The sequence below is a fragment of the Salarchaeum sp. III genome, from assembly GCF_036418315.1.
Classification (GTDB): Archaea; Halobacteriota; Halobacteria; order Halobacteriales; family Halobacteriaceae; genus Salarchaeum.
This window is the reverse complement of the sequence record NZ_JAZHPG010000026.1, coordinates 330357-341041: the sequence shown is the minus strand read 5'-3', so window position 1 is coordinate 341041 and position 10685 is coordinate 330357. Positions and strand designations below refer to the sequence as shown.

14 protein-coding genes are annotated in these 10685 nt (G+C 68.4%); 7 read left to right on the top strand and 7 right to left on the bottom strand.

The annotated features are described in order from the left end of the window. Positions 1 to 141 precede the first annotated feature (141 nt). Positions 142 to 381 (bottom strand): hypothetical protein, encoded by a 240-nt coding sequence (locus U3A55_RS10625; RefSeq protein ID WP_330991476.1) that lies wholly within the window; start codon positions 379 to 381, stop codon positions 142 to 144. 72 nt (positions 382 to 453) lie between these two features. Here U3A55_RS10625 and U3A55_RS10620 point away from each other — a divergent pair, with 72 nt between their 5' ends. From U3A55_RS10620 to U3A55_RS10610, 3 genes are all read left to right on the top strand, one after another. Further along, on the top strand, positions 454 to 1953 hold the full coding sequence (locus U3A55_RS10620) for a cryptochrome/photolyase family protein (protein WP_330991475.1): 1500 nt from the start codon (positions 454 to 456) through the stop codon (positions 1951 to 1953). Between the two features lie 85 nt (positions 1954 to 2038). Further along, the gene (locus U3A55_RS10615) at positions 2039 to 2173 is read left to right on the top strand and encodes a hypothetical protein (RefSeq protein ID WP_330991474.1); all 135 of its coding nucleotides are present in this window, start codon (positions 2039 to 2041) and stop codon (positions 2171 to 2173) included. A 44-nt stretch (positions 2174 to 2217) separates the two neighbouring features. Then, complete coding sequence (locus U3A55_RS10610; protein WP_330991473.1) at positions 2218 to 2580, top strand: winged helix-turn-helix transcriptional regulator; 363 nt, start codon at positions 2218 to 2220, stop codon at positions 2578 to 2580. On the opposite strand, the gene U3A55_RS10605 is transcribed toward U3A55_RS10610, so the two are convergent. From U3A55_RS10605 to U3A55_RS10590, 4 genes are all read right to left on the bottom strand, one after another. After that, on the bottom strand, positions 2572 to 2856 hold the full coding sequence (locus tag U3A55_RS10605) for a helix-turn-helix transcriptional regulator (RefSeq protein WP_330991472.1): 285 nt from the start codon (positions 2854 to 2856) through the stop codon (positions 2572 to 2574). The two genes, U3A55_RS10610 and U3A55_RS10605, sit on opposite strands and share 9 nt — an antisense overlap. A 69-nt stretch (positions 2857 to 2925) precedes the next feature. Then, entirely contained in the window at positions 2926 to 3129 is a 204-nt protein-coding gene (locus U3A55_RS10600) for a heavy-metal-associated domain-containing protein (protein WP_330991471.1), read from the bottom strand. Positions 3130 to 3153: 24 nt separating this feature from the next. Further along, positions 3154 to 3747: a winged helix-turn-helix transcriptional regulator gene (locus U3A55_RS10595; protein ID WP_330991470.1), complete on the bottom strand. Its 594-nt coding sequence runs from the start codon at positions 3745 to 3747 to the stop codon at positions 3154 to 3156. Further along, a complete protein-coding gene (locus tag U3A55_RS10590) occupies positions 3744 to 6314 on the bottom strand; it encodes a heavy metal translocating P-type ATPase (RefSeq protein WP_330991469.1) in 2571 nt (856 codons plus the stop codon). Before U3A55_RS10590 ends, U3A55_RS10595 begins: the two co-directional genes overlap by 4 nt. Positions 6315 to 6584: 270 nt before the next feature. On the opposite strand from U3A55_RS10590, the gene U3A55_RS10585 reads away from it, so the two are divergent. Together U3A55_RS10585 and U3A55_RS10580 are read left to right on the top strand one after the other, a co-directional pair. Continuing rightward, positions 6585 to 6779, top strand: a complete 195-nt coding sequence (locus U3A55_RS10585) for a heavy-metal-associated domain-containing protein (RefSeq protein ID WP_330991468.1) — start codon at positions 6585 to 6587, stop codon at positions 6777 to 6779. A gap of 138 nt (positions 6780 to 6917) precedes the next feature. After that, a complete protein-coding gene (locus U3A55_RS10580; RefSeq protein WP_330991467.1) occupies positions 6918 to 7118 on the top strand; it encodes a hypothetical protein in 201 nt (66 codons plus the stop codon). A gap of 22 nt (positions 7119 to 7140) precedes the next feature. On the opposite strand, the gene U3A55_RS10575 is transcribed toward U3A55_RS10580, so the two are convergent. Continuing rightward, positions 7141 to 7566: a DUF4149 domain-containing protein gene (locus U3A55_RS10575; RefSeq protein WP_330991466.1), complete on the bottom strand. Its 426-nt coding sequence runs from the start codon at positions 7564 to 7566 to the stop codon at positions 7141 to 7143. 62 nt (positions 7567 to 7628) lie between these two features. Between U3A55_RS10575 and U3A55_RS10570 the strand changes: the two genes are divergently transcribed. Further along, positions 7629 to 9275, top strand: a complete 1647-nt coding sequence (locus U3A55_RS10570; protein WP_330991465.1) for a potassium channel family protein — start codon at positions 7629 to 7631, stop codon at positions 9273 to 9275. 305 nt (positions 9276 to 9580) lie between these two features. Continuing rightward, positions 9581 to 10240 carry an RAD55 family ATPase gene (locus U3A55_RS10565; RefSeq protein WP_330991464.1) on the top strand — a complete coding sequence of 220 codons (660 nt, stop codon included), beginning with the start codon at positions 9581 to 9583 and terminating at the stop codon, positions 10238 to 10240. Here the strand turns inward: U3A55_RS10565 and U3A55_RS10560 are convergent. Then, a complete protein-coding gene (locus tag U3A55_RS10560; RefSeq protein ID WP_330991463.1) occupies positions 10237 to 10641 on the bottom strand; it encodes a GIY-YIG nuclease family protein in 405 nt (134 codons plus the stop codon). The genes U3A55_RS10565 and U3A55_RS10560 overlap by 4 nt on opposite strands. Positions 10642 to 10685: the final 44 nt, after the last annotated feature.

Genomic DNA, 10685 nt, shown 5'->3' with positions numbered 1-10685 from the left:
CACCGCGAGCATCGGGAGCGCGTGTTCGACCGCCGCGTCCACGCCGCCCAGAGTCGCGTGGTCGAGGGTGGTCGCGATGCCGCCGAGGTAGCCGGCGGTGACGGCCGCGGTGAGGAGGAACCAGCCCGCGGCGACGCCGAGTCAGACCGGCGTCCACGCGAGCAGCACCGGCGCGTGCGCCGTCACGCCCGCGCCGGGCAGGGAGACGAACGACCAGAGCGTCCCGCGGCCGGGCGGGAACGTGAACTTCACGCCGACGTGGAAGCCGGGGGCGCTCGCGCGGGCGAGTTTGTCGAACGCGGCGAACGTCATGAGGAACGGCACGACCGCCAGCGCGGGGGTGCGGGCGGCCGCGTCGGCCGCGTCGTCGAGGAGGGCCATGGACGAACGTCTCAAAGGGCGGATAAAAAAGGTGGCCGGAGACGCTTTCCCGGTCGCGTCCGAGACGGGGATATGACGACTGTCTGGGTGCTCGGCGACCAGCTCACCCGCCGCGGCCCCGTCTCCCGCGCCCTCGACGGGGACGCCGACCGCGTGCTGATGGTCGAATCCCGCGAGTTCGCGGGCCGTCACCCGTACCACGGCCAGAAGCTCGCGCTCGTGTTCTCCGCGATGCGGCACTTCCGCGACAGCCTCCGCGAGGACGGCGTGACCGTCCGCTACGAGCGCGCGGACACCTTCCGCGAGGGACTCGGCGCGTTCTTCGCCGACCACCCCGAGGAGTCGCTCGTGGCGATGCGGCCCGCGGGCGGCGGCGCTGACGCGCTCCGCGACCTCGTCCAGGACGCGGGCGGACGCGTCGAGTTCGTGGCGAACGACTCCTTCCTCTGCTCGCCCGCGGCGTTCCGGGAGTGGGACGACGGCGGCCAGTCTCACGAGGACTTCTACCGGTGGATGCGCCGCCGTACGGGCTACCTGATGGACGACGGCGACCCGCTCGGCGGCGAGTGGAACTACGACGAACAGAACCGGGAGACGCCGCCCGACGACTACGAGTTCCCCGACCCCGCGCGCTTCCCGCCGGACGACACCACCGAGCGCGTTCTCGACGAGGTTCGCGCGGCGTACGACGCGTGGGGCGAGGTCGAGGCGTTCGACTGGCCGGTGACGCGCGACGACGCCCTCGACGCGCTCGACGATTTCTGCGAGCACCGGCTCGCGGACTTCGGAACGTACCAGGACGCGGTCGTCGCGGGCGAGTGGGCGCTCAACCACAGCCTGCTCGCGCCCGCGCTCAACCTCGGCCTCCTCCATCCCGCGGAAGTCATCGAGCGCGCCATCGACGAGTACGACGCTCGGGAGGACGTGCCGCTGCACTCCGTGGAGGGGTTCGTCCGACAGATTCTGGGCTGGCGGGAGTTCGTACGGCAGGTCTCCCTCCGCGAGGACGCGCTGGCGGACGCAAACCAGCTCGACCACCGCGAACCCCTCCCCAAGTTCTACTGGACTGGCGACACCGACATGGCGTGTCTCCGTGACTCCATCGCGCACGTCCGCGAGCACGGGTACGCCCACCACATCGAGCGGCTGATGCTCCAGTCGAACTTCGCGCTCACGTTCGGCGTCGACCCCGCGGAACTCAATGCGTGGTTTCACGCGGCGTACGTCGACGCCTACCACTGGGTGACGACGCCGAACGTCGTCGGGATGGGCGTCTACGGCACGGACGCGTTCACGACGAAACCGTACGCGGCGAGCGCGAACTACATCGATCGGATGAGCGACCACTGCGCGGGCTGTCCCTACGACCCCGACGCGACCACCGGCGAGGACGCGTGTCCGTTCAACGCGCTCTACTGGGACTTCCTCGCGCGCCACGAGGACCGCCTTCGGCACAACCACCGGATGGCCGGCCTCTACCACCACGTCGACGACAAGCGCGGCGACGAGCTCGACGCGATACGGGAGCGCGCGGACGAGGTGCGGGCGCTCGCGGCCGACGGTGAGCTGTAAGTCCGCGGGCGCGTGGCGACGAGGGCTGATTCGCGCCTCGCGGATGGCCGCCGGGCTTTTCGGCGGCGCGCGTCCAGCTCCCCCTATGACTCGTGACGAGCGTGATTCGTCGCCGCCGGCCGGCGAAACACGCGGCCAGGGGCCGCTGGAGGAGATAGTCGACGAGATAGCGGACGCGGTCGGCTGGGACGAACTGTTCGAAGATACGGACGGTAACTAGGTTACCAGAGGTAAGCTTTTCCGGGCGCACCGTCTTTCCTCCGTATGGCCGACCAACGGCTTCCCGTGGAGTGCGCCGGCAACGACTGGTGTTCCATCACCGCGACCGCGTCCCTCGTCGGGAAGAAGTGGCATCCCGTCATCATCCACCGCCTCCTCCGCGCGGACGCCCTCGGGTTCAACGAACTCCAGGAGGACGTGGACGGCATCTCCAGCAAGGTGCTCTCGGAGAGCCTCGACGACCTCGAAGAGAAGGGACTCGTGGACCGCGAGGTCGTGCAGGACAAACCCGTGCGGGTGCGGTACTCGCTCACCGACCTCGGTGAATCTCTCGAACCCGTAGTGCAGTCGCTCGCCGAGTGGGGGCAACAACACCTCGAACCGGCCGAGAACGAACAGTTAGTCTAGGAGGGCTTCGGCTTCCGCGGCTTTTTGCTCTGTTTCCCCGTCATCGCTCTCCGGGGCTGCGAGCCGGTAGAGGTTCTGGCGGGCGTCCGGGATGTAGATGTCCTTCTCCACGAGGTCGTTCTCCTGGAGGCGGTCGAGGGCGTCCCGGACGGTTCGCTGGGAGAGCCGGGACTTCTCGACTATTTCCTTCTGGGTCATGCCGCCGTTGTATTCGAGCACTTTCACGACCAGTTTCGCGCTCGGCGGCAACTCGGAGAGTACGTCGTCCATCGTCATCTAGTGCAACGAACGCCACCCTCTTAGGCGCTCGGTAACGGGCTTGTCACGGGGTTACTGACCGGTAACCTACTCTCGGATTTCGCCGTCGTAGCCCGCGTAGTCCACGGCGCGCAGGAGGCGGTCGTTTTCGGCGTCGCCCTCCACCACGGCCTCGTTGTCCTCCCGACTGATGTCGACGGATTCGACGCCGTTCACGTCGGTGAGCGCGTCGTGAACGATTTCTTCACAGCCGTCACACGTGAGGTCGCTGACTGACAGAGTCGTCGGCATAGGTGCGTGAAGAACCCGGACGCTTTAGGCGTTTGTGGCGTCCGCGAACGACTCGTAGCGCTCGACGAACCGCTCCTCGCAGGACGAGCAACAGAAGTAGTATGTGTCTCCGTCGAGCGTGCGGGATTCGCCCTCCGCGGTGACGGTGTTCCCGCACTCGGCGCAGGAGAGCGCGAGCGACACGTCGCCGCCGCCGGGCGCGCGCTCGGAGTCGGAGAGTAACGACACGTCCCGCGACCGCACGCCCTCGTCGGGGAGGACGCGGTCGAGGAAGTCGCGGACGTCGCCGGGGACGTGGGCGTGCGCGAGGACGCGGTCGCCGGCGGTAACGTACACACGCTCCACCGCGTCCGCGCCGCGGAGCGCTTCCCGCACGCCCTCAACGCCGTCCGGTGCGACCGCGAGTTCGACGAGGACGGGCGTGCCGGCGTCGAGTTTGCTCCGGTCGAGGTCGACGGTGAACCGCCGGATCACGCCGAGGTCGCGCAGGCGGTCCACGCGGTCGGAGACCGTCGGGGGTGCGCGGTCGACCGACTCGGCGATGTCGCTGTACGGCGTGCGCGCGTCCTCGGCGAGTATCGAGAGTATCTCGCGGTCGATGTCGTCCAGCCCCCTCATGGGCGCAGCCACCCGAGCAGGCGGTAGTCGTGGTCGGGCGTGTACGTGCGGAAGAGCAGGCTGTTCGAGAGGACGGACACCGACGAGAGAGCCATCGCGCCCGCGGCGAGCACGGGCTGGAGCAATCCGATGGAGGCGAGCGGAATCATCGCGGTGTTGTAGCCGAGCGCCCAGAAGAGGTTCTGGCGTATCTTCGCGAGCGTCCCCTCGCTGATGCGCACGGCCTTCACCACATCGAGCGGGTCGTCCCGCATCAGGGTCACGTCCGCGGCCTCGATGGCCACGTCGGTGCCGGAGCCGATGGCGGTGCCGACGGACGCGGCGGCGAGCGCGGGCGCGTCGTTCACGCCGTCCCCGACCATCATCGCGTTCCCGGACTGCTGGATGTCCTCGACTGCGCTCGCCTTCTCCTCGGGGAGCACGCCCGCGCGGACGTTTTCGGGGTCGATACCGACCTCCTCGGCGACGGCGCGCGCGGTGCGCTCGTTGTCCCCCGTGAGCATCCAGACCGCGGTTCCGCGCTCGCGGAGGTCGCTCACGGCCCGTCTTGCGGTGTCCTTCACGGTGTCCGCGTCCGCGACGAGACCGACGAGATCGCCGTCGACGGCGACGAGCATCGCGGTCTTCCCCTCGGATTCGAGGCGTTCTAACTCCGCGCGTCCGGCGCCGGTGTCGACGCCGTTCGCGTCGAGGAATCCGCGGTTCCCCACGAGCACCTCGCGGCCGTCCACGGTCGCGCGAACCCCCCTCCCGGGCGCGTTCTCGAAGTCCGTCGGGTCGGTGAGTTCGACGCCGCGGTCGCGCGCGCCCCGCACGACGGCGTCCCCAAGCGGGTGTTCGCTCCCGCGTTCGGCGCTCGCCGCCATCCGCAGCACGTACTCCTCGCTCGACTCGGCGTCCGCACCGGTGTCGCCCTGCGCGACCGCGCCGCCGTCCGCGGCGGTGCGGTCGAGCGCGACCACGTCGGTGAGCGACATCTCGCCCGTGGTGAGCGTCCCGGTCTTGTCGAAGACGACAGTGTCGACGTCCTCGACGCGTTCGAGCACGTCGCCGCCCTTGAACAGGACGCCGTGTTTCGCGCCGATGGTGGTGCCGACCATCGTCGCCGCAGGCGTCGCGAGGCCGAGCGCGCACGGACACGCGATGAGCACCGCGGACGCGAACACGACCACGGAGAACTCGAACACGCCGACAGCGCCGGGACCGCCGCCGACCAGCCCCCAGACGGGGAGCGACCCCACGAGGTCCGCGACCGCGCCGGGAGCGGCGTACCACACTACCGCCCAGAACAGCGCGTTCAGGATGACCGCGGGGACGAACACGGAACTCACGCGGTCGGCGACGTTCTGAATGCCGGGCTGACGGCTCTGCGCCTCCTTCACGCGCTCGACGATCTGCTGGATGGCGGTCTCCGACCCCACCTTGGTCGCTTCGACTGTAAGGACGCCGTTCTCGTTGATGGTGGAGCCGATGACTTCGTCGCCGGGTTCCTTCGAGACGGGGACGGACTCGCCGGTGACCATCGACTCGTCCACCGCGGACTCGCCCTCCACGACCACGCCGTCCGTCGGCACCTTCTCGCCCGGCCGGACCCTGAGTCGGTCGCCGACCTCGATGTCGTCCACAGAAATCTCTTCTTCGGTGCCGTCCTCCCGAACTCGGGTCGCGGTGTCGGCCTCCATCTCGAGGAGTTCGCGGAGCGCGCTCGACGCCCGGCCCTTCGAGCGGGCTTCGAGGTAGTTCCCGAGCGTGATGAACACGAGAATCAGGGCCGCGGTGTCGAAGTAGAGGCCGGCGTTCGGCAGGAGGCCGAGCAGCGCGACGACGGAGTAGACGTACGCCGTCGACGACCCGAGCGCGATGAGCACGTCCATGTTCGCCGTGCGGTTCCGGACGACGGCGGTGTACGCGTTCTCGTAGAACTCCTTGCCGAGCACGACCTGGACGGGCGTCGCGAGCGCGAACATCACCCAGCCGAGGCCGACCCCGAACACGGCGTCGGGGAGAAGTTCGGGGAAGAAGAAGTGCTCCACGAGCATCCCGAGCAGGGGCGCGGAGAGCACCGCGCCGAAGAGAACGAGGTTGCGTTGCCGACGAATCTCCTCGGTGCGCGCGACCTCCCGCGCATCTGGCCCGCCCTCGCCGCCGTCCTCGCGAATCGGCTCGTAGCCCGCGTCCGCGATGGCGTCGTAGAGCGCGTCGAGCGACGTGTCGTTCGGGTTGTACTCGACCTGCGCCTCGTCGGTCGCGTAGTTCACGTCCGCCGCGACGACCCCGGGCACGGATTCGAGGGCCTTCCTGTTCGTCTGCGCGCAGTTCGCGCACGTCATCCCCGAAATACCGATGGTTCGCGTCTCGCTCACTGGCGTGTACCCGGCGTCCCGGATGGCGTCGTAGAGCGCCGCGAGCGACACCGCGTCGGGGTCGTACTCGACGGTCGCCTCGTCGGTGGCGAAGTTCGCGCTCGCCTCCGAGACGCCGTCGAGCGATTCGAGCGCGGACGACACGGTCTGCGAGCAGTTCGCACAGCTCATTCCCGTGATGTCCACGTGCGCGGTTCTGGTCATACCAGATGATACGGACGCATCGCTTTAGTGGATTGCCACTGTTCTCTCGGGTTCGATACGGAATTTGGCTGTGGAATCGAAGCCTGAGACGGCGATTCGGGACCGATTCAACGACCTGACTGGGTGCTTCGACCGGACAGAACGAACTAACTGTGGCGTAACCGCTCTCTGAGAGAGTTCTGGACGGCCTTCGGTTCTGAGGCTTCGTGGCGTTCGAGCGATGGAATCGGAGGGAAAACGGGGAAAAGTCGCGGCGTACTCTGTACGAGTATGACGACACTCACCGTCAGCGGCATGACCTGCGGCCACTGCGAGCAGAAGGTGGAGGACGCGCTCTCGGGCGTCGAGGGCGTCACCGAGGCGAGCGCCGACCGCGAACTCGGCACCGCGACCGTCGAGGGCGACGCGGACACGGACGTGCTCGTCGCCGCGGTCGAGGACGCGGGATACGACGCGTCCGCGTAACAGTACGTATCAAGCCGTTCTGTCACGGTTCTGGGTGGGGAAATCCGGGAAACGAACTACGTACCGGCTATTTCTACCTGGCTAGGGGCGAGTGCGACGGAGCCGTTATGTAGCTGGCTCGGGATGTACGCCGTACTGATGACAGCTCGTTCTCTCTCCCCGAGCGCCCTCCGCTATGCGGCTCTCTACTTCGTCGTCTGTGGCGTCGCCGCTGCCGGGGTGAGTTTTTACTTCTACGACTCGCTGATTCGAGCCGGCTTCATGGGCGCTGGAACGGGGATAGGTATGGCACTCGTGTTTCTCTGGACGGACTGGACGGGGCAGGGACCGCTCGGATGACCGGACGAGGCAGAGTTGGCGGTTACGCGTGGGTGGCGGCGAGCGCGACGAGCGCGGCGACCATCGCGATCGCGTTCAGCGCGACGCTCTGTTTGTGGTACTGGCTGAACGCATCATCTCCGGCGGCCTCCATTTTCGGGATGAGGCGGTAGCGGGCGTACGCTGCGGCCGCGATGGCGACGGCGGTCGCGCCGTACGCCACCCAGTAGTAGTCGAGGCCGGCGAGCGTGTCGGTAACGGCGACGCCGCCGAGCGCGACGAACCCCAGGCCGATTCCTATCTGGTAGTATTTCGGGAAGATGGCGTTCACGACGGGGCCGGCGTCGTCGGTGCCGAGGACGCTGAACGTGGTCGGTGCGGCGACGAACGAGAAGAAGGCCATCGCGCCGAACCACGCGCCGAGCGCGAGGTCAGCGACGAACAGCGCGACCGCGGCGGCGAGTGACATACGTTCTCTCGGGACGGCCAGCGGCATTCGTTTTATGCTTCGGCCGCGGGAAGGACGAGTGAATGGAGAGACAGCAGCGCCGCGCCGTCGGCTACCTCGCGCTCCTCGCGGTCGTCGTGGCCGGGTATACGCTCGCGTATCAGGTCGGGATGTTGGTGTTCGAGGGCGAGCGCGTCACGCTCGTGCACGCCTTCCACATCGTCATCGAAACGGTCACGACGACCGGATACGGCGAGGACGCGAGCCGCTGGGACACCGCGGGCATCCTGCTGTTGGTGGACGCGATGCAGCTCACGGGCGTGCTGATGTTGTTCCTGACGCTCCCGTTGTTCGTCGTGCCGTGGGTGGAGCGCCGGCTCGAAGTCGAACCGCCCGACAGCGTCGCCCTCACGGACCACGTGGTCGTCTGCGGGTACACGGACCGCGTCGCGGCACTCATCGACGAACTGGACGCGCAGACCGTCGACTACGTCGTCGTGGAACCCGACCGAGAGGAGGCGCAGGAACTCCACGAGGACGGCGTCACGGTCGTCCACGGGGACGCGGAGGACACAGCGGTGCTGGACGCGGTTGACGTCCGGGACGCGCGGGCGGTCGTACTGGACGCGTCGGACGAGACGAACGCGACGCTCGCGCTGAGCGTGCGCGAGGTGGACGAGGACGTTCGCGTCGTCGGGTTCGTCGCGGACCCGAGCCGCGCGAACTACGTCCGGTACGCGGGCGCGGACCGCGTGCTCTCCCCGCACGAGATTCTCGGGCGCAGCCTCGCGAACAAGGTGACCAACGCCGTCACCACGGAGGTCGGGGAGACCGTCCGGCTGGGCGATAATTTCGAGGTCGCCGAGATGCCGATTCAGCGCGGGAGCGCGCTCGACGGCAGCACGCTCGGCGACAGCCGCGTCGGCGAGGAGACGGGCGTGAACGTCATCGGGCTGTGGACGGCGGGCGAGTTCGTCGCCGCGCCGGACCGCGACCGCGAACTCGACCGCAGCACCATCCTCCTCGTCGCGGGGGACGACGACGCGCTCGCCGCGCTGAAGGCGCGCACGCTCGCCGAATCCCGGGCGCACGATCGCGGCCGCGTCGTCGTCGCGGGCTACGGGGACACCGGCACGCGCGTCAGCGAGGTTCTCGACGAGAACGACGTTCCGCACACGGTCGTCGACCGTGAGGACCGCCCCGGCGTCGACGTGGTGGGAGACGTTTCGGAGGAGGAGACGCTCGCCGAGGCGGGGTTAGCGGACGCGAGCGCGCTCCTGCTCGCGCTCGGGGACGACGCCGCGAGCGTGTTCGCGACGCTGGTGGCGCGCGAGAACTTCCCGGACGTGGAGATACTGTGTCGCGCGAACGACACGCGCGCCGAACCACGGCTGTACGCTGCGGGTGCGGGGTACGTGCTCGCGCTCGCCACCGTCAGCGGTCGAATGCTCGCGTCCACGCTGCTCGGCGAGGACGTGATGAGCCTCGACAACCAGGTGGACATCGTGCGGACGCGGGCGCCGGCGTTCGTCGGGCAGACGCTCCGCGAGGCCGCGATCCGCGAGCGCACCGGCTGTACGGTCGTCGCGGTGCAGCGCGACGGCTCCGTGGAACCCGACCCATCCCCGGACTTCCGTCTCGAAGACGGTGACGCGCTCGTCATCGCGGGGACGGACGACGACATCGCACGCTTCACCGACCTCGCGGACGTACGCCCCGGCACGCCCTGACCAGGGGTGCCGACGCGTTTTAGTCCCCGGAGTGCGTCGTCGGGATAGATGCGCGTGAGTCCGAGACCGAGTGCGGCCAGCGGTAGGAGATGACGCGTGCCGACGGTATCGTGTCGTTCGGCGGGGCGCCGCGTCTCGGTTCGGGCCGACCGACTGAATCTTCCGAATCCAGCCACGAACCGACCGATTCGATGGGGGATACGGCAGCGTCTCACGCCGATATCCCGCACATACTTATGCCTCATCGGCCTATGTCAGCGTAACCAAGGCGAGGCGTCGTCTCCACATCCCACCATCCTGTAGAAATGCCATACAAACTAGACGGGGTGTTTCCGCCGGAGCTCCTCTCGGAGGTCGAGCCCGGGACGAACCTGCTCGTCAGCGGGCCTGCCATGTCCGGGAAGCGCCAGCTACTGCTCCGTCTGCTCGCCCGTGGCGCGGACGACGACGAGGGCGCTATCGTCGTCACGTCCCGGAATCCAGCGGACGATATCGCGGAGGAGTACAACGACCTCCTCGGCGACCGCACGAGCTTCTTCCGCATCATCGACAGCGTGAGTTCGCGCAGCGGCGGGACCGAGGGCGAGATGAGTTTCGTGCGGAACGTCTCCTCCCCCGGCGAACTCACCGGCATCGGAATCGAGTTCTCCGAGCTCGCCCGCGAGGCGGAGAACAACGGCGTGGACCGCCTCCGAATCGGCTTCGACTCCCTCAGTCCGCTCCTGATGTACGTCGACCTGCAGCGGCTCTTTCGCTTTCTCCACGTGTTCACGAGCCAGATTCAGAGCCGGGACTGGCTCGGCCTGTTCGCCATCGACCCGGACAGCCACGACGAGCAGGTCGTGAACACCATCAGCCAGCTGTTCGACGGGATGATTCAGGTGCGCGTCACCGACGACGGCGTCCGCGAGGCGCGCGTGCGCGGCGTCACCGACTCCCCGACGGAGTGGGTGCCGCTCGACTAGTACAGGCCTGCGAGCGCGCGCTCCAGTTCTTCTCGCGCCGCCGCGTACGCGAGGTGGGTGTCGCAGTCGCAGTCCGACGCGCCGAGCCCCGGCACCGGCGTGAGCGTTCCGACGAGCGCGCGTGCGATTTCACATTCGCGGTCCGCGTTCTCGACCGTGTGCGCCTCGACGAGGCGGCTGTCCGGGTGTCCGAGGAGATAATCGACGTGCCAGTGGCGGGTGTCGCGCTCACCGGCGGCGAGGTCGCGGTGGCGGTCGACGCGGGAGAGGCCGCCGGGGCCGAACGCGCTCCCTGTGTAGGCGTAGTGGCCCGCGGCGAGGTCGCGGTCGCCCGCCGCGCCAAACGTCACGGTGGCTGACTCGTCGAGCGCGACGACGAGCGTGTACGTTCCGGGTTGCACGCCCGGGAGTTGTGTGCGCGGGCACTCGACGGTTCCGAACCGAC

Coding starts and splice junctions, on each gene's coding strand:
- U3A55_RS10590 (WP_330991469.1), bottom strand. CDS start 6,314: ATGACCAGAACCGCGCACGTGGACATCACGGGAATGAGCTGTGCGAAC.
- U3A55_RS10595 (WP_330991470.1), bottom strand. CDS start 3,747: ATGAGGGGGCTGGACGACATCGACCGCGAGATACTCTCGATACTCGCC.
- U3A55_RS10620 (WP_330991475.1), top strand. CDS start 454: ATGACGACTGTCTGGGTGCTCGGCGACCAGCTCACCCGCCGCGGCCCC.
- U3A55_RS10610 (WP_330991473.1), top strand. CDS start 2,218: ATGGCCGACCAACGGCTTCCCGTGGAGTGCGCCGGCAACGACTGGTGT.
- U3A55_RS10575 (WP_330991466.1), bottom strand. CDS start 7,566: ATGTCACTCGCCGCCGCGGTCGCGCTGTTCGTCGCTGACCTCGCGCTC.
- U3A55_RS10605 (WP_330991472.1), bottom strand. CDS start 2,856: ATGACGATGGACGACGTACTCTCCGAGTTGCCGCCGAGCGCGAAACTG.
- U3A55_RS10580 (WP_330991467.1), top strand. CDS start 6,918: ATGACAGCTCGTTCTCTCTCCCCGAGCGCCCTCCGCTATGCGGCTCTC.
- U3A55_RS10570 (WP_330991465.1), top strand. CDS start 7,629: ATGGAGAGACAGCAGCGCCGCGCCGTCGGCTACCTCGCGCTCCTCGCG.
- U3A55_RS10600 (WP_330991471.1), bottom strand. CDS start 3,129: ATGCCGACGACTCTGTCAGTCAGCGACCTCACGTGTGACGGCTGTGAA.
- U3A55_RS10585 (WP_330991468.1), top strand. CDS start 6,585: ATGACGACACTCACCGTCAGCGGCATGACCTGCGGCCACTGCGAGCAG.
- U3A55_RS10625 (WP_330991476.1), bottom strand. CDS start 381: ATGGCCCTCCTCGACGACGCGGCCGACGCGGCCGCCCGCACCCCCGCG.
- U3A55_RS10615 (WP_330991474.1), top strand. CDS start 2,039: ATGACTCGTGACGAGCGTGATTCGTCGCCGCCGGCCGGCGAAACACGC.
- U3A55_RS10565 (WP_330991464.1), top strand. CDS start 9,581: ATGCCATACAAACTAGACGGGGTGTTTCCGCCGGAGCTCCTCTCGGAG.